Raw genomic sequence first — 17,527 nt, forward strand, 5'->3', positions numbered from 1 at the left:
CTGTATACTTGAAGAGAATGGATCTGTCGAATGAACAATTCGACATCTTCAGCTAAACAATTGGACATGTTTAGCGTCCTATAAAGAAGGCAATCCCGATAAAGGAGACGGACAAACCTAGCACCGTCAGTGCTACGGCTCCCGGTGTGCCGAAAAAGAGCGCCCCAATAAAGCCGGCGATGGAAATAAATGTAAACAATACGAGGATGAGTACCATAAGTTGCATTGTCTTTCTTCCTGCATTTAGCTTGCCAGGCTCATCCAACTGAGCGCCACGGAAGCCGCAAGCGCATAAGTATAGATTTTCGCTTGGTTTCACCGTGACCAGCATACGGCGGCCTTTTATCTTAGGAAGCAGATGAACGCCGGGGGCGACCCAAAACGAGATCGCGCCGTCGCATTCTGAGACACGTTTCGCCAAGATTTTGCTTTGCTACCAATTTAGGTTAATAAAAACAATATGTTTAGTGCCTGATTCGCGTGACGCGTTTGAAGAATGTGATGTCGGAATTCCGTTTCTGCAAAGCACATGGAGCCCAATCGTGGGGCGCGTTTTTCGCAGGCCTTGCGCAACAATCCTCGTTTTGGCGCTGGCGCTCGCGTCCATAACGCCGATCGTTGCTCGTGCTGGAGACAACGACGGCGTTCGCGAGGCGCCGCAGCCGGGCCAGCCCGGCTACCAAGAGCTTGCCCTGGCGTTCGCGCGTCTGGCAAAGGGCGATTACGATGGCGCACTCAAATACGCGCAGCGGGCACGAAGCCTTGCGCCCGATTACGAGATGCCCGTCCGCCTGCTGGCCGACATTCTAAACAAATCGGGACGAAGCGGCGAGGCGGTCGACGTCATCAACGACTTTGTCGCCAGCCATAAGCATTCGATGGCGCTGATCGCCCAGCGCGGTCATCTGCGCAAACGACTCATGGACGTCGCCGGCGCCGAGGCGGATCTGCGCAGCGCACGAGACAGCGGCGCGCTGACCCAAGAGCAGGACGACGCAGTCAATGTCGCGCTCTTCGATCTTGCAATGAGCGCCGCATATAAGGACTTCAACGGGTCTCGGCTGAATGAAGCCATAGAAAATGCGCGAGCGGCGCACAAACTGGATGAAAAAGCGGAAGCTCCTGTCCGGCTTATCGCCGACGCCTATAGCCGACAGGGCAGGGCGCAGGCGGCTCTCGACGAGCTGAATCGCTATATCTCGCAAAACAAGCCGAGCGGGCGTCTTCTCGCGCAGCGCGGATATTTGCGTCGCGCCATGAAAGACTTGAAAGGCGCAGCGTCGGATTTCGAAGCCGCGCTCGCCGCGCCCGACATTGAGCCAAGCGAAACATTACCATTACGCAACGCGCTTGCAGAAGCCACGAAGGCTGAGCAGGATAGCATCGTGCAAGCCGAACTCGCGCAGGTTTACGCGGCGATCGCGAAACGCGACTACGCGCGTGCGGTGAAGGCGGCGCGCGTCCTTCGCGCCAAATATCCGACCGCCGAAGCGCCGCTATTTGCGCTCATGACGGCGTTGACCAAATCGCGGCAGGCTAAAGTAGCGGTCGAAGAAGCGGATGCGTTCATCAAGGACAATACGCCGAGTTCGACATTGCTCGCGCAGCGCGGATACAGCCGGCGCGCGACGGGCGACCTGCCGGGCGCCATCGCGGACTTCCGTGCTGCGCTCGCTCAGCCGGCTCTCGAGCCCGCGCAAGCCAAGAGGCTAAAACTTGCGCTTGCGGAAGCGGAACGCGCCAACGAATCGGGCGGTTCGGTGGTCGGCGCGCAGGCGACGCCCCTGCAGCAAGCGCTCAACAGCGGCTATGACGCGCTAAAAGTGGGGCGGACGGACGAGGCGGTGCGCGCGGCAAGAGAAGCGCATGATCTCGATCCCAAAGCGGAGGAGCCTGTTCTCCTCCTCTTGACGGCGCTTCTTCGCCAAGGGCGCAAAGCCGAGGCGCTTGCGGAAGCGAACCGCTACCTTGCGTCCGTGCCGGACAGCCCGGGGGTTCTCGCGCAGCGCGGGTTCATGCGTCGTCAGGCCGGGGATGTGAGCGGCGCCGCCGCAGACTTCGAGCAGGCCTTGAAATACGAACTTCCGGCCGATCAGAAGCTCAATGTCGCCCGGGCGCTCGATGAGGCGCGCTACACGCTCGTCGCCGAAAAGGCCTTCAAGGCTCTGGCCGCTCGCGATTGGGTGAGCGCGTTGCGTTATGGCCGGGCGGCCGAGGCTTTCCCCCGAGCCGACGAGACGGTTTTTCGCGTGACGATCGCCGCGCTTGCAGGGCTTGGCCACACGGACGAGGCGCTACGGGCGTCAAACGCGCTCATCGCACGAGGCAAGGCCACGGGCCAAGCCTATGCGCAAAGGGCCTATCTTCGGAAGACGCTCGGAGACGGCCCCGGCGCGCTCGCGGACTTTGTGAAAGCGCTTGATCGGGGAGGTTTGCCTCCAGCGCAAAGGGTGGCGGTCGAACTTGAAATCGCTATCGCCAGGTCGTCGGCGTATGAAACACAGGGAGATCTGACGCGCGCGCGCGACGAGCTCCTCAACTTCGCGCATACGCATCCTGGCTACGCCGCCGGATGGTCGACGCTTGGCCAGTTTTATGCGCGTCAAAAGGAATATGCCGCCGCCGTCGATGCCTTTGAGAATAGCCTCGCGGTCGAGCGCAGCGGCGAAGTGTTGCTGAACGCGGGCTATGCGAGCGTCTATGTCGATCGCTCAAGAGAGTCGCAGTTCTTTCGGGAAGCGCTCGACCGCTGGTCGAGCGATCCCTCACTCAGCGCCCGGCCGCCCCGCGATCGAGAGGTGATCAGAACGCAGGTTGTCGAGGCGGATGCGAGCATTCGCTCCAATGTGGTGTTCAACAGCATCGCCGATCGTCCAAGACGCTGGGGCGGGCATCAGCTTCAGCCGAGCTTCGAAACGGTCATCCGGTTCGATGGTCGCCACCTGCCGTACATATTCGGCCTCGAGGGTTTGATCGGCGGCTTCTGGTCCCAGGACCAGACGCGCTTCACCGAGAGCTATTCGCGGCTCGGATTGCGCTTGCGTCCGTTCGACGGCATAAATTTCTCTGTGAGCGCTGAGTGGCAGCACTATTTCACGCGAAACGCGCCGTTCAATCAGCTCGCCTTGTCATGGGGCTATGGCTACGGCGGATTCGCCTATTCGAGCGCCCCAAGCGCGGGAGCGGCCGGCGCGATCGAGCCGACGGATCTGAGCTATCCCCATGAGACGACATGGCAGCCGCTGACGAGCTTTGCGACCTACGGCACCTACAGGGCTGGCGAGCGCCGGTATCTGCAGAACGCGGTGGGTTTGCTTGGCTATTCCTACTGGGACGCTGACTCGCGCGTCGTGCTCGGGGCGGCCGCAATGGGCATGGCGACATATGATAGCGCGGACACCCGCCGATTCGCCTTTGGGGCAGGTCCGGCGCTGGTCGCGCGCACATGGCTGGGCGGAGACTTCTATCGCGCCTTTGACGGCATCTTGACTGCACAAATTGGCTATCTGTTTCCCTTCGGGGAGAGTCGCCGTCAAGGCGGCCTTAACGCGACAATCGGAATTTCCTTTTGACCCCATGCAGGTCCGGAGGTCGCCTCTGACGCCGGCATAGCGCGACGTGGCCCTCGCCCAGAACTCGACTTTGCGGCCACGTCCCTATTTCAAGGTCGCTACGGCGCGAGGAATCGTCACCACGACCGAATGGAAATACGCTGCCGCATCCTCGGAATAGAATCCGACGAGCCCATTCGAATAGGGCCTTTCCCGGTCAGTGAAGGTGGTCAAGAGAACGCCGTCGACGAATGCCGAAATCGTTGTCGACGTCGGGGTGACGGCCTGAACAATCTTGACGACATATCGATTTCCGATCGGATAGATCGGTCGGGTTCCCGACGCCAAGAAGCGCTGATCGCCGGGATAAGCGGGGTCCGCTTTGCCCAGCTCCCAGCCGTTCGGCTTCGGGATGAAGTAATAGAAATGGGTTTTGTCGGCGTAGTCCCACAACAGCCAGCCCACTTCCCACGGATTTGGCGCATTCTGGCGACGCAACTGCTGCTCTGTGTGCAAAGAAGCCTCGATCGTCAAATTGCCCTTGACGTCGACGGGCCAGGACGGATGTGGTCCGCTGATCAACCCCGCATGCGTCTCATTCGCGGCATTTGACTCCTTCGGGCGTATCGCCAGCGCCTGGCCATCGAACAGGCGAGCGACCGAGTTCGAACCATAGCCGTGATAAACGGACTTCCAATTGTGAGCGAGAAGCTCGCCATCTTGAGTCCGGGTTTCAGGCGCGTGAGGAACCGCGCGGTCGAAAATCTCCGAAAGGATGATGCGTTCCGGCGTTACCGTCACGACAGCGCGATGTGAGGTGGACGCCGTGCCTTTCTTGCACTTTATCGTATAGGTCGTCGTGCGGGCGGGCCGCACGACAACATTGCCCGACATGTCGTGGACGACAAAATTCGGATCGCGCGGGCGGCTCGAACCCGTGCAGACGTCAGCGTTCGTTGCGGAAAACGCCAGAGTCGCCGCCTGACCTGGATTGATCATCGTCGGCTTCGCCGACAGCGTGGAGATGGGAGCGTTCCTGGTCGCCTCCGAGCGCGTCGACGCATCCTCGGCGGCGGCGTCGGCCAATGAGATCGACGCCAGGGCGATCGATCTCAGCAAAAAAGCCCATTTCATTTAAGCCAAGCCACGGATGGCCCCCACTCGCACACGCAACGCTCCGAGACCGCAACTTACTCAACTTTGCGAATCGGCGATGAGGATTCGACGGCTAAGCTTAAGATTCTACGGCTAGGCTTAATAAGGGCGAGCGACGGGCCACAGGCGATTTCGCGCATGAGGCTGACGGAAGCGGCTCGGTTTCGCGTATGTCGCATCAAGCGATCGTTGAGCGCGCCAAACCCATCGCAAATTTTGAGGCTGCGTCAGGAAACCGCGCGCTCGTCCTGCAGACGGCTCGCCGGGGTCCATTGGTAGACCTCGTAACCGTCCACCACCTTGCCGGCGTCGTTGAAGCCTCCGCGCTGCTGCACCGGCTCGATGATCTGCTTCGCGCAGGCGATCGTCCCGGGCTGCGCATATTTCTGCATATGGCCGGCGATATCGATGACGCGGTCGCTCATTTCCTCCATCGGCGTGTGCTCGTCGTAATAAACGTGCCCGGCGTTGATGCCGCACCGAACGGTGAAATTCGACTTGATCATCTTCACATTGGCGTTGAACGCGTCGAGACCGCTGATCACTTCCTTGGCGGCTTTCAGCGCTGCGTCGATCGAGGGAAAGCAGGCCATGACGCCGTCGGGCGTCCACGCCGCCTTCAGCGAGCCGTTGCTGCGGAGCTTGCTGTCGACGAGGTCCTTGTATTCACGAAAATCGTGCTCGATAAATGTCTTGTCCTCGCCGAGCTTCATCTTGGTCGAGTCGACGACGTCAATGGAAAGAAAGGCGAGGTCGCGGCCCATCGACTCCAACTGACGTTTGGCGTCGCCCATGACCTTGAGCAACTCCGCGCGGCTCTTTGGGTTGCGCGCGTCCATCGTCTTCATTTTTTCCTTGACCGGCGCGAGCACCCGCGCGTCGGCCGGCGCGGCGGACTGCAGCGCCTCGAAGTCACGCTGCACCGTCGCACGGTAGATCGTGGTCGTAATCTTGCGCCGCAAGCTGTCGACCCACATGCGCCCGAAGAGAAGTCCGCCAACGATAAACCAACGCGCCAGCTCATAGCCCTTGAAGTTCGTGGGGATTACCGACTTGACCCGCCGGATCATCCGCGCGTCGAAGACTTCGACATATTCGATCCAGCGGTATGAACCCGCATGCTTGAAATAAGGCGTGACGAGCGGCAGCAGGACGAGCGCAAGCGCGATGAGCAGGGCGACGTTCAGCAGCCCGAGTAAGACTCTGGCCAGCCTCAGAGGGAGCGGAGATCCGGGATTGCGCGAATGATCCATGAGCTTCTTTCAATCCGAGCTGGTGGGCGTCGATCGCCGCCGTTATCGCACGCGCAAATTGGTCCGCGCAATTCTGGACCGATCCTCGACACGCAACCGACGCAAGTGCCGAAGTTCCTTGGCCATTTGCCGCAAGGCGCGCCTGACGCGATTTAAAAATTTCGGCGCAGATCTACGGCGAGCGCCATCCGCTGCGCTTGCGCTGCATCGCTCGGGTCGAGCTCGAGCCCTATCAATTTTGAGTCTCAGGCTAGGAGAGAACGCCCCGAGCCCGGATGCACGCGCGGAGCGTTTTTCTCTTATTGAGGGAGTCCCTTATTGAGGGACTCCTTGGTCGACAGAATCCCTACTTGGCTTGGTGAAGATCTTTCGCATGAAGCGAGTCCAAGAGATCATTGCCCTTCAGCGTAGAGACCCGCGCGGCGGTGCCGTCTTCGTTGCATTTCCCGCTCGTGTTTTTCGAGCCGGTGCATTGGCGGCTTCCGTCGGCGGGACATTCGAAGACGACGTCGTTTGTGCATCCGACCAGAGAATTGCCTTTGATGCCGTAATTGCAGGTTTGCCCTGCATCGTGCATCCGATCGCACGCCGAGACAACGGCGCCAACCGGCGCCGCAATCGCAGCCGAGACAGTCACAGAAAAAATAAGCGCGAGCGCACATGTTCGGGGAAAGGTCGTCCTCATGGCAAATCTCCAAAATTGCCGTTTTGGCGTCGCCCTCCCTAAGCCCCTTGAAATTGTAGAGCCCAATTCACGGCGAGGAAGATAGCGAGAGAGGTTACTTTTCCGGGCTGCTCGTTCTTTCCGAGCAGAGCGCTAGCGTCTGGATAGGCGGGGTTGACGAGCCCGCGCCGGCTCGGGTCATCGCCAAAACAGTCATATGCGAGCGCGGCCGCGAATGGCCGCGCGCAGCGATCAGTCGCGCGCCATTCCAATTGGCCGCTTGCAACGCCAACTGACCGGCTCATAAACTTGACCGTCAGAGCAGCCACACCCAAATGCTCGCCGTCTTATCTTTGACGACCGACCACGCGTCCGATGGCAAGAGGATCACTATGGAAAAAAGTCGCATCACGAACGTGACTTCCGTCGCCGTGATCCTCTTTATCGTCCTCGCCGCCTGCAAGCTCGGGCAGGCGGTCATCGAGCCCGTGGCCTTTGCCCTCTTCATTATCGCGATCGCCTGGCCCCTGCAGAAGGCGCTGCAGCCAAAATTGGGGAAGGCCATCGCTTTGAGCGTGACGGTCGCGATGACCGCCGCCGTGATCCTGGCGCTCTTTTCTCTGATCGCTTGGGGCGGCCATGAGGTGCTGGAATGGGTCAGACAGAATCTCGACCGCATTCAGGAAACGGCGATGACATCGACATCGTGGCTCGAAGAGCATGACATTTTCGTCTTCACGCTCTTTGCGGAACATTTCAACACCGCGTCGCTTATCAGACTTCTTCACATGCTTGCCGTGAGAGTGAACACAGTTCTCGCCTTCGCGGTCATCGTGCTCGTCTATGTGATTTTGGGACTAGCGGAAACCGATGCCTTTCAGTCCCGGATTGCAGCGCTGGAAAATCAGGAGACAAGCCGGCGCCTGCTTGAAAGCGGCAGGAAGATCGGCGAAAAATTTCGCACCTATATGTTCGTTCGGACGATCGCCAGCATCGCGACAGGTCTCGCGGTATGGGGATTTGCTCAATTCATGAATCTGGAAATGGCCGGCGCATGGGGCGTGCTGGCCTTTGCGCTAAACTACCTGCCCTACATCGGCTCCTTCATCGTCACGGCGCTTCTGCCGCTTTTCGCCTTCGTTCAGTTCGGAACCTTTGAAGCGCCCTTGCTCGTTTTTTTGGGCGTGTCGGTCATCCAGTTCATCATTGGGAGCTATCTGGAGCCGGTGTTTTCGGGATCGGCTCTCTCGATCTCCCCTCCGATTGTGCTTTTTTCGATTGTTCTGTGGACTTTCCTGTGGGGCGCGCTTGGAGCGTTTCTCGGCGTCCCGCTTTCGATCGCAGCTCTGACGATCTGCGAACAATTCCCCTCGACCCGATGGGTGGCGGAGATTTTGTCGGGAGGGCGGCGCGGGGCTTCGACCGGGCAAACGGCGTGAGCCGCGCGGGGGCTGCTTGAAAAGTCTCTCGCCCGCCGCGTTGACAGCGCGCTGTGCGCGCGCCTGGAACGAGATAGCTGCCGCGGGCGAATTCGGATAAGATGAACTGAGGTCGCGCTAAGAGGCGTCAGATGCTTTGGCTGATCCGATTCATGGGATTGCTTTCCCAAGCGATTTTCTTAGAGTTTTTGCATATCTTCGGTTTGATCGTATTTTTGCTCGCCATATTGCTGGGCTATTTCAGGGCTCCGTGGTGGATCGCGCCCATGCTCGCCGTGGCTTGCGGGCTGTTCGCAAACGGGTTCATCGATCTAAACTACCTGACGGATGTATTCCGCAGAGTGGCCTCTTCAAACGACCGCTGGGCCTTCGTGATCGTCGTCTATTTGGCGATCACGATCGGCGGCTATCTCATCGGACTGCTGGGGCGTCTTTTCCTGAGGCGCGTGAGGCGGTCCTAGGATTACGTTGACGAGGTTCGCGGCCGGGTTTTGGCTCGTCGCTTCTTGACGAGGTCGAACGGACCCTGCTGCTTCAACGATGCGAGCGCTTTTTTGCGGGCCGGTCGCTGCTGGCCGCCGCAGGCGTGTCGGGCGCTGCGCTGGGGAGGCGACGCGGCGGCGGTGCGGCCTGAGGCGGCGATTGGATGCGCGCTCCGCCTTGGTCGGTTGCATCGCCGTCTGGCCGGGCCGGAAGATGCTCCTCGATGCGCTGCGCCATATAGGAAAAGAATGGGTTCGACGACATGCGCAGCAGCGCGTCCATACTGACGATCAGCGTCCCGCGCTCGCCGCGCGGCGCCAGCGAACCCAGGTGAACGCCAAAATTCTCGGTTTCATCCGGCGTCAGGCCATAAAGAGAGTCGCTGAGCGGGAAGGGCAATGCGACATGCGAGAGCGAATACACGCCTTTCGGATACTGTAGCCCCAGCGCTTGGATCCGCTCGGCCGTTGCGCCGGCCTCAACGACGCGTTCGACCGCGTCCTCAGTGCCCTCGCCGGCGTTCGTCACGACCGTCAGACGGTAATCCCTGACGCGAGGCGGCACGATGCGGGAGAGCGCGGACTCCGCGGAGGCGCGCAGCAGCGGACCGAATTTGACGTTGCGATTGAGGTCGAAGAGGACGAGTTCGCTTCCGTTCGCCGGCAGATGATCGTAAAGCCCGGAAAGCACGGCCTGGGTGCTGACAGTGAAATCCATGACGGATTGGAACGTCAGGACGGGCGGCAGCGCGGTCAATCGACCCTCTCGACGCGCCAGCGACATCTGCGTGCCGAGCGCATCCGTCAGGCGATAGGATTGGCGCGCGCCATTCACGGGAAAGGAATTATATTTGAATGGATTGAACTCAGGCAGCACGCTGAGCCAAGCCGCCTTGGCGAAGGCGGGCAACATCGCCGGCAGTCCAGCCAGGCCGGCAAAACGCGCGAACCTCGTAATTCCGACCATCGGCGAAATCAGGATCAGACGGTCGACCCGAGGAAGACGCTTATCCTCAATGGCGTCGAGCGTATATTTCACCGCGAGCGATCCGCCGTTCGAGAACCCGACGACATGCAGAGGCGCCGGCTCAGGCGCGCGCCGCCGCGCCTCTCTCACGGCAAGACGCGTCGCGGCCAGCCATGTCTCCCACTCCACTTTGGTCAAAGCCGCGGGCACTGTGCCATGCGCGGGCAGCCTGATCGCGACCACCGCGAAGCCGCGATCACGGTAGCGGGATGCAATATGGCGCAAACTATATGGCGAGTCGGTCAATCCATGCAGGAGAACGACGGCGCCGATCGGCGGTCCTGCGGGTTCGAGCAGATAAGACCGGTTCCAATCCCGCGCAAAATGTCCCGGGTAGACCGGACTGCCGTCGAAATAGCGATTGAAGGGAACCTGTTCTTCTGGCGTCAACTGCTGGCTGACGTTGGTGCGCAGGGAAGCGAATATTTTCGCCTCCGCCTCGAGATAGGCCTCCCAATCGGCGGCGTCGATTTCTGTCTTGCTCAACTCTTGCGGCACGTAAGTGTGCCAGACATCAAGCGGCAGTCCGCGCTGAGAGTTGTATATTCGCACCGCGAAAAACGTAACGACGAAAAGGCTCAGCAACGCCAAAAACCATTTGGCCATTTTCAGCGCCATGCCCAGCATCATGCATCCCCGTTATGCTTCGACCGGCACACTGTAAATCTGTTAACTGACTTCCGCATCAAAACGCCGCCCCTGCAGGTGAGCCGAGCATCTAGAGCGACTAGATGAGAAGCGACGTTAATGCGCCGCGCCCGACATGCGGTTGCTCTCGCAAACAGCGGCAAGCGCAGTTTTCACGATCGCGCAGACTTATACAATCGACTCCACGCAAAAGCTGCTTGCCCAATCGAGGCTTCGCACACAGACTATAATTTATTTCGGACCCAAACCCAGCGGATAAATCGATCGGACGATTTGGACACGAATGAAGCGCAGGGCCGTTGGTTGGATCCAGACCTGCTCGGTCTGACTGACGCAGAGGTGGAGGCCAGCGGATATGACGCGCGACGTAATTCTCGTGGATCTCGCCTTGCAGGGCGGCGGCGCGCATGGCGCCTATACGTGGGGCGTTCTCGACCGTCTGCTGGAGGAGCCCTGGCTCCAGATCGAAGGCATTTCAGGCACGTCCGCTGGAGCTATGAATGCGGCGGCGCTCATCAGCGGCCATGTTGATGGCGGGGCGGACGGCGCGCGCGCAGCGCTCGAACTTTTCTGGCGGCGTGTTTCGCAGGCGGCGCGGCTCAGTCCCTTGCAGCGCAATCTTGTCGACGTCCTGATGGGGCGCTGGACGCTGGATGCTTCCCCCTTCTTCGTCGCGACCGACATCATGTCGCGCCTATTTTCGCCCTATGACCTCAATCCGAAGGGCGTCAATCCGCTGCGGGAGATTCTCGCCGAAACCGTCGATTTCGAGCGGCTTTCGCGTGCGCGGATAAAGCTTTTCGTCACCGCGACAAGCGTCTCGAGCGGCCGCGGCCGCGTCTTTAGAAACGCGGATGTAACGCCGGACGCGCTTCTGGCTTCGGCGTGCCTGCCAACTATGTTTCAGGCCGTCGAGATTGACGGCGAGGCCTATTGGGACGGCGGCTATTCGGGCAATCCAACGATCACGCCGTTGGTTCGCGAATGCGAATCGAGGGACACAATCCTTGTCCAGATCAATCCTATCGAACGCAAGGGCACGCCGCGGTCGGCGACGGAGATACTGAATCGCCTCAACGAGGTGTCGTTCAACGCGGTCTTGCTCAAGGAGCTCCGCATGATCGCCTTGCTGCGCCGCGCCGCCGATCCCGGCGACAGCGAGGGCTCACGCTGGGCTGGCATGCGCATGCATCGGATCTCGACACAGATGATGACGGAGCTGAGCGCGTCTTCGAAACTGATCGCCGAATGGGATTTTCTTTGCATGCTGCGCGACGAAGGTCGCCGGTCGGCGCAAGATTTCCTTGATCGGCATGAGCGCGACGTCGGAGTCGGCTCCACTCTCGACCTTGACGCGCTATTGGAGCGGGTCTGACGCGATGCGCTTTGCGGGCGACAGGGTTCAAGCTATTTGGCGGCTCGTGCGCCAGAGGCGTCGGCGCGCCGCACGGGAGAAGGCTACGGCGATCCATGTCGACGCTACGCTGGATCAGGCGATCCGCGACATGCGGCAATCAGAAAAGTTCTTGTGCTGATATTGAAAAGGGGCCCGGTCGGGCCCCTTTGTTTGTCCGTTTCGCCCGAAAGGCTTGGTTGGTTCCGACCGATGATCGAAATCAGCCGGCCGCTAACTCCCAGGCCAATGTATTTTCTATCGCCATTGGACACATCGGCGTCGCGCGACTCCGTGCCGCGGATTCCATGTCCGGGTCCATTTGATGCATTTACGTCCGGCAGGAGCGTGGAGCGTCGTCTTCTGTATGAAGGAAGAGGCCGACGCGCCATCGACGTTGAGATCTGCCGTCGTGGACAAAACCGCCGCGCCCGAAGGGCTTGACGCAAATAAAATCGAAGCACAAGTAACCGCAAACAAGTGCGTTTTCAGGTTCCGGCGCATTGAGGAAACTCCCCTTTTTTAAGCAAACTGCTTACCCTTTAAGATTTTCAATACTTGTCGATACAACGGGAAAGTCAAGCTTCCTGCATGCAAACGCACTCTCTCGATCCTCAGCGTCGCCCTCGCGAATGGAGCGGCAAGACGAACGACGCATGTCTTTTCAGGTAATTGGCGCAGTAACGCGCTGAGGCCGGTGCGCTTCGCGGCGCCGCACGCGTCGTTCATGTGGCGATTAGACGCGCAATCTCGTCGAGCGCTCTTTGAAGATCGTGCGAGCCGTCGTGTCGCTATAAAAAATGCGGAAGGCGACAGAGGGCCATTGCGGCTCTAAAAACGCTATCGCCTTCCCCCTCCGGCTACGAAATAATCATTCCATGTTTTCACCAGTCAGAACCGCCGCAGCTATCACATGAACGCACCTGAGATCAGAAGTCGCTACTGGGTCCCACTTCAAGCGAGCCATCAGGTTGGGGCCTGGGAGGTGCTTGACGCCGCCTATGGCGATTTCGGGCGCGCCTACCATAGTTGGCGCCATATCAGCGACCTCTTGCAAGCATTCGAAGAACTTGCCGCGCTCGCAGCGCGGCCCGAGCTAATCGCGACAGCTATTTTCTGGCACGACGTCGTCTATCGAACGCGCGGCGCAGACGAGTCCAGACGGGCGGATTTTTTGAACGTTCAAGACAGCGCTGATCTGTTTCAAAGCTATACGCTCATGAATTCAGCTGACGTCGAGGCTGTTCGCGAAATGATTATGGCGACGACCAATCACCTTGAAGCCAAGGCCAGCAAAGAACGTTATGCGGGGTTCTCGCGAGATCTGGACCTGTTCGTCGATCTGGACCTCAGTCCGCTTGCCCTGCCATGGGAGCAGTTCGCTGCAAATTTTCAAGACATACGCTTTGAATTCAGTTGGATTCCCAAAGAGGTTTTTAACGCGGGGCAGGCGGCCTTTCTCAGGAATCTTCTGTTGCACGAGGACAAGCTATTCCGGCGACCGGAGACAATAGAAATGTGGCGGGTGGCGGCGTTGGCCAACATAAGACGTTGCCTGAACAATCTCTCAGCCGGCGACGTTGTCGTCCCTTAGCGTCGGTGACCTGATTTTCTGAGTGGGAGATCTGAGAGAAGCTGCAGCCGGGTGGGACAGCATCGGGCGTGGCCAAGGACGCGACACAACGCACCGTCAGATTACAGACCCTCATCTTCAGCGATTGATCTGCAAAGCGGAGCTTTCAAATTTACGCGGCCGCTCGCGGCAGAGCGCACATCAAAAAGACATGTTCAGGGTGGCGTCCGCTTGACGGGTCTCGTGATTCTGATCAGGATTGTAAATCTCAGAAGAATGCTTTTGGGAGGATAAAAAAATGGATGTCGAGATTTTAGAAGACGGGAAACTGTCACGCCGCTCCTTCATCTTAGCGCTGTTTTCGGCAGCCGCTGTGATCCCGGCGGCGACGCTGGCGTCCTCCGATGCGGAGGCGCTGGAGTCAAACGAGCGGCAATTTACGACCTTCCATCACCAGCCGCGTGTGTCACGGCCCCGAAGTTCAACGAGAGGGTCACGCCGTCATAGGCGCGTCGCCCGCGTGCGACGCACGGGTCCCACGCAGACAGCTCCCGAGGTTAAACAATAGCTATTGGCTCAATGACGCGCGCGCCGCTTTGAATAAAGCGCGGCGCGCGCGACTCCTATCGATTTTCGGCGAAGACGCCATAGGCGACGGACAGAACGACCGTCGCGGGCACCGCCAACACCACGCCCATCGTCCCGAAGAGCGAGGCGAAGGCAAGCATGCAGAATAGCAGCACGACCGGCGGCACCATAAGTGAACGGCTCTGTAGATAGGGCGTGATCAGGTAGCCTTCGATGAAACTCGCGGATCCGATCGCAAGCGCCGCAAGGGCGGCGTTGTCCAGTCCGTGCGGCAACGCGACCAGCACCCCGATAATCATTGCGATGATCGAGCCGAAATAGGGGACGAACGCTAGTGCGCCGCTGATTGTCGCGAGCGCCAGCGGCGCTGGGACGCCAAAGGCCCAGAGAGCCGCCCCTGCGAAGAGCGCGTTCATGGCGACGACATAGAGTTGGATGAAAAGCCACTGCCGCAAGACGGCCCCTGACCGGTCCAAAAACAGCGCCATGTCGGTGCGCCGCGACGCAGGCGTCAAGGCGAGTACGCCAGCCGCGTACCTCCCGGGATCGGCGGCAAGATATGCGGCGCCAATGATCGTGAATATCCCATAGGCAAGGCCATTGCCGACAGAACCGAGGAAAGCGCCAAATTGCTGGGCGACCGGGGTCGTCATTTTGGAAAAGTCGACGTGCACCACAAATTTTTCGACGAAACGTCCCCACGGGTGCTCTTCCACCAAGCGCTCGAGCATGGCGATCGCAGCGGGAATGTCGAGAGCGACCTCATCATATTGACGCACGAGTTGACCGCCGAACAGCATCAACGCCACAACGATGGAAGCGAGCGTGCCGAGCGCGACCAACGCGAGCGACACGCCCTGCGAAAGGCCAAGAAGTCTGGAGATCCGCCCGGCGACGCCACGCCAAGCGAGCGCGATGAGAATCGTCGCGAAAACCGCCGGGAGAAGATCCGTCAGCTGCCAAACAACAAATACGACGGCCACGGTCGCCGCCGCGATCATAGCCACCACGGCTGTTCGAGAGGCGAAGTCGTTCTGATCGATGCTCTTGGTCAGAAAATTGATCTTCATCTTGGATCCGCTCTGCTAGGACCAAGATATTAAGCGACCGCGCGCGTTAGAGAAAGAGTTACACTCTTGGTCGCGGGCTACGACTCGGGCCGGTTGTGCGAATTTGAAAACCTTAGAGCAATTTTTGATGATCGGAAGGTGACGCAGTCAAGTGCGCGCAAACAGTTGCTTGCTCCTGAAGAGGTGTCCTTGGCGACTCTGTCCTTGGCGTGGCGCCGCCTAATGGTTTCCCGCAAAATCATTCGCGGCTCACGCACCAATATTGAGCGGCGTTTCAGCAGCGCCTCGATCATAGGGCGGGAGTTGCCACTGTGCGCGAGCGCGCCAGCAAGCCTTCGCCGCCGATCGAGAGGACCAAATCTAAGTTTTCGGACTTTTTGCCTCACATCGGCCGCAGCTACAGGCCGTTGCCTGGGGAGGTGGTTAATCCACCTAGCTGGCGGTCGTGGCGAAATATAGAGATTTTGCAAAGATGCTGGGCGCAGCCACGTCAGCGCGTATCGTCCAGGGGCGCTTTGCCCATTCGATTATTCCAGCCCAACGCCAATAACTGGCGCAGGACGGCATGCCAAACAGACTATACTTTGCAAGTGGTTAAGTGGTGGGCGCACAAGGGCTCGAACCTTGGACCCGCTGATTAAGAGTCAGCTGCTCTACCAACTGAGCTATGCGCCCGTCCGTCGAGCGCCGCGAGCGCGACGCTGCTTCGAACGAGCGGTGCGAATATCAAACCCGCTCGCCGCTGTCCAGCGTTACGCGCGGCCGCCCGCATTTTCCTGCGCCGGATTAGGGCGCGTGCGCCGCCGGCCATCCGTGGATCAGACGCGCTTTCGTCACGAGATCAGCCCACGGGCCCTTATGGGCGTTGCCCGCGGCGGGCGTTGGCGCGGCCTGTTTGCGCGCGCAAACGGCCTTGGCCGCCTCGTTCTTTGGCCCTTGCGTGTAAAAATAAATGACGTGCATCTTGAGCTGCGAGGCCAACTGGTCGACAACCGTGCCTCTTTTCAGCACATTGAAGCCCCAATGCGCGTCACGCGGCGCGCCCGGCTTGAAGCCGTAGCCGTAATCGCCCTCGCCCTTAATGAGATCGAAGCGGATATAGCAGAGCTCCCCCTCAGCGGCAGGTTGCGCCACCATCTCTCGGGTGACGATCACGTCCTGATTGTTGTAGCGGACGCTATAGTCGACCGGAGCATGCCAGACGTCGACTTTCTCGAAATGCTCCAGAAGCTCCGACTCGTCCGGGTCCGCCGCCTGCGCCGCGGCCGGGCCAACGAAACAAGCGCCTGCCGCAATCGCGGCGGCGCACAGGCGTTTCAACAAAAACTCGCTTTTCATGTGTCGGCCTTCCGCCAATCGGCTCGCGCGCGTTCCCCTCGAGCTTCGCAGGTAAGGAGCGCCGCGACAGCCCGCAATCCCTGCGACATTCGCGCGCGCCCGGAAACCGCTGGGCGCGCTGTTGGGTCGCGGAGACTCCGCGCCTCCTTGTAAGGCTCTGCTTACGACAAGCGCCGAGAAGTCTTCCCACCGCCGCAAAAGCGCGGTAGCTGTTTCCCAGAAGCAAAGAACGAGTTTGATTATGTCGCGAAGAAAAATCGCTTTGATTGGCGCCGGCAATATCGGCGGAACGCTTGCCCATCTCGCCGGCCTCAAGGAACTCGGCGACATCGTTCTTTTCGACATCGTCGACGGCGTGCCGCAAGGCAAGGCGCTCGACATCGCCCAATCGTCTCCCGTCGCGGGTTTCGACGCCAAACTCACCGGCGGCTCCGACTATTCGGCGATCGAGGGGGCGGACGTCGTCATCGTTACGGCCGGCGTGCCGCGCCAGCCGGGCATGAGCCGCGACGATCTTCTGTCGGTCAATCTCGGCGTCATCGCCAAGGTCGGCGCGGGCATCAAGCGCTATGCGCCGAACGCCTTTGTCATCTGCATCACCAATCCGCTCGACGTCATGGTGTGGGCGCTGCAGAAGGCGTCCGGCCTGCCGACGCAGCGCATCGTCGGCATGGCGGGCATGCTCGATTCTTCGCGCTTTCGCTATTTCCTGGCCGAGGAGCTCAATGTCTCGGTCGAAGACGTGAGCGCCTTCGTTCTGGGCGGCCATGGCGACGACATGGTGCCGTCGGTGCGCTATTCGACGGTGGCCGGCGTGCCTTTGCCGGATCTCGTGGCCATGGGTTGGACCACGCAGGCGCGCATCGACGCGATCGTCGAGCGCACGCGCAAGGGCGGCGGCGAGATCGTCGGCCTTCTCAAGACCGGCTCCGCATATTATGCGCCGGCGACCGCGGCGATCGCCATGGCCGAGAGCTATCTCAAGGACAAGCGGCGGGTGATGCCCTGCGCCGCCTATCTCACCGGCCAGTATGGCGTGAACGGACTCTATGTCGGCGTTCCCGTGGTCATCGGCGCGAACGGCGTCGAGAGGGTGATGGAGATAAAGCTCGACGCGGCCGAGCGGGCGATGTTTGAAAAATCCGTCGCCTCGGTTCGGACGCTGCTGGAAGCCGCCAAGGCGCTCGATCCGGCTTTCGCCTGACGCTTCTCTGACCGCGCCCGCCGATCCAGGCGGCAATTTGCTTGCGGCGCAAGCTGGGACGGCGGTTCCCGGCCACTGGCGCTTGGGCGCGACCGTAGGAACATTCTTTGCAAGTTAGGGGTTAGACTGTCTGAAGACTGAT

At 60.0% G+C, this 17,527-nt stretch carries 12 protein-coding genes and 1 tRNA gene; 6 read left to right on the forward strand and 7 right to left on the reverse strand.

From position 1 onward, the window contains the following. Positions 1–70 precede the first annotated feature (70 nt). Positions 71–421, reverse strand: coding sequence for a hypothetical protein (locus ACPS74_RS13650; protein WP_157055181.1), 351 nt, complete (start codon positions 419–421; stop codon positions 71–73). A gap of 121 nt (positions 422–542) precedes the next feature. Here ACPS74_RS13650 and ACPS74_RS13655 point away from each other — a divergent pair, with 121 nt between their 5' ends. Beyond that, complete coding sequence (locus ACPS74_RS13655) at positions 543–3,572, forward strand: bacteriophage N4 adsorption protein A (protein ID WP_239754952.1); 3,030 nt, start codon at positions 543–545, stop codon at positions 3,570–3,572. Between the two features lie 84 nt (positions 3,573–3,656). Here the strand turns inward: ACPS74_RS13655 and ACPS74_RS13660 are convergent, their stop codons facing one another. After that, complete coding sequence (locus tag ACPS74_RS13660; RefSeq protein ID WP_239754951.1) at positions 3,657–4,685, reverse strand: hypothetical protein; 1,029 nt, start codon at positions 4,683–4,685, stop codon at positions 3,657–3,659. Between the two features lie 248 nt (positions 4,686–4,933). Beyond that, positions 4,934–5,959, reverse strand: coding sequence for an adenylate/guanylate cyclase domain-containing protein (locus ACPS74_RS13665; RefSeq protein WP_029648135.1), 1,026 nt, complete (start codon positions 5,957–5,959; stop codon positions 4,934–4,936). A gap of 1,056 nt (positions 5,960–7,015) precedes the next feature. Here ACPS74_RS13665 and ACPS74_RS13670 point away from each other — a divergent pair. Both ACPS74_RS13670 and ACPS74_RS13675 read left to right on the forward strand, forming a co-directional pair. Next, a complete protein-coding gene (locus ACPS74_RS13670; protein ID WP_036241162.1) occupies positions 7,016–8,062 on the forward strand; it encodes an AI-2E family transporter in 1,047 nt (348 codons plus the stop codon). A 131-nt stretch (positions 8,063–8,193) separates the two neighbouring features. Next, positions 8,194–8,523, forward strand: a complete 330-nt coding sequence (locus tag ACPS74_RS13675) for a hypothetical protein (protein WP_029648138.1) — start codon at positions 8,194–8,196, stop codon at positions 8,521–8,523. A gap of 73 nt (positions 8,524–8,596) precedes the next feature. Here the strand turns inward: ACPS74_RS13675 and ACPS74_RS13680 are convergent, their stop codons facing one another. Continuing rightward, positions 8,597–10,198 carry an alpha/beta hydrolase gene (locus tag ACPS74_RS13680; RefSeq protein ID WP_036241163.1) on the reverse strand — a complete coding sequence of 534 codons (1,602 nt, stop codon included), beginning with the start codon at positions 10,196–10,198 and terminating at the stop codon, positions 8,597–8,599. Positions 10,199–10,574: 376 nt separating this feature from the next. On the opposite strand from ACPS74_RS13680, the gene ACPS74_RS13685 reads away from it, so the two are divergent. Continuing rightward, positions 10,575–11,594: a patatin-like phospholipase family protein gene (locus ACPS74_RS13685; protein ID WP_029648140.1), complete on the forward strand. Its 1,020-nt coding sequence runs from the start codon at positions 10,575–10,577 to the stop codon at positions 11,592–11,594. Positions 11,595–12,525: 931 nt separating this feature from the next. After that, positions 12,526–13,206 (forward strand): HD domain-containing protein, encoded by a 681-nt coding sequence (locus ACPS74_RS13690; RefSeq protein ID WP_036241156.1) that lies wholly within the window; start codon positions 12,526–12,528, stop codon positions 13,204–13,206. Between the two features lie 602 nt (positions 13,207–13,808). On the opposite strand, the gene ACPS74_RS13695 is transcribed toward ACPS74_RS13690, so the two are convergent. The 3 genes from ACPS74_RS13695 to ACPS74_RS13705 form a co-directional block, all read right to left on the reverse strand. Continuing rightward, complete coding sequence (locus ACPS74_RS13695) at positions 13,809–14,843, reverse strand: AI-2E family transporter (RefSeq protein WP_029648142.1); 1,035 nt, start codon at positions 14,841–14,843, stop codon at positions 13,809–13,811. Positions 14,844–15,442: 599 nt separating this feature from the next. Continuing rightward, positions 15,443–15,518, reverse strand: a tRNA-Lys gene (locus ACPS74_RS13700). Between the two features lie 111 nt (positions 15,519–15,629). Further along, on the reverse strand, positions 15,630–16,181 hold the full coding sequence (locus ACPS74_RS13705; protein ID WP_029648143.1) for a hypothetical protein: 552 nt from the start codon (positions 16,179–16,181) through the stop codon (positions 15,630–15,632). A gap of 241 nt (positions 16,182–16,422) precedes the next feature. On the opposite strand from ACPS74_RS13705, the gene mdh reads away from it, so the two are divergent. Beyond that, positions 16,423–17,385 carry a malate dehydrogenase gene (gene mdh / locus ACPS74_RS13710; protein ID WP_026222759.1) on the forward strand — a complete coding sequence of 321 codons (963 nt, stop codon included), beginning with the start codon at positions 16,423–16,425 and terminating at the stop codon, positions 17,383–17,385. Positions 17,386–17,527 lie beyond the last annotated feature (142 nt).

It is taken from the genome of Methylocystis sp. SB2, from assembly GCF_049817085.1.
Taxonomy (GTDB): Bacteria; Pseudomonadota; Alphaproteobacteria; order Rhizobiales; family Beijerinckiaceae; genus Methylocystis; species Methylocystis rosea.

Bases quoted from the DNA above. Each gene is read 5' to 3' on its own strand.
- ACPS74_RS13660 (WP_239754951.1), bottom strand. From the start codon at position 4,685: ATGAAATGGGCTTTTTTGCTGAGATCGATCGCCCTGGCGTCGATCTCA.
- ACPS74_RS13665 (WP_029648135.1), bottom strand. From the start codon at position 5,959: ATGGATCATTCGCGCAATCCCGGATCTCCGCTCCCTCTGAGGCTGGCC.
- ACPS74_RS13670 (WP_036241162.1), top strand. From the start codon at position 7,016: ATGGAAAAAAGTCGCATCACGAACGTGACTTCCGTCGCCGTGATCCTC.
- ACPS74_RS13675 (WP_029648138.1), top strand. From the start codon at position 8,194: ATGCTTTGGCTGATCCGATTCATGGGATTGCTTTCCCAAGCGATTTTC.
- ACPS74_RS13680 (WP_036241163.1), bottom strand. From the start codon at position 10,198: ATGCTGGGCATGGCGCTGAAAATGGCCAAATGGTTTTTGGCGTTGCTG.
- ACPS74_RS13685 (WP_029648140.1), top strand. From the start codon at position 10,575: ATGACGCGCGACGTAATTCTCGTGGATCTCGCCTTGCAGGGCGGCGGC.
- ACPS74_RS13690 (WP_036241156.1), top strand. From the start codon at position 12,526: ATGAACGCACCTGAGATCAGAAGTCGCTACTGGGTCCCACTTCAAGCG.
- ACPS74_RS13695 (WP_029648142.1), bottom strand. From the start codon at position 14,843: ATGAAGATCAATTTTCTGACCAAGAGCATCGATCAGAACGACTTCGCC.
- ACPS74_RS13705 (WP_029648143.1), bottom strand. From the start codon at position 16,181: ATGAAAAGCGAGTTTTTGTTGAAACGCCTGTGCGCCGCCGCGATTGCG.
- mdh (WP_026222759.1), top strand. From the start codon at position 16,423: ATGTCGCGAAGAAAAATCGCTTTGATTGGCGCCGGCAATATCGGCGGA.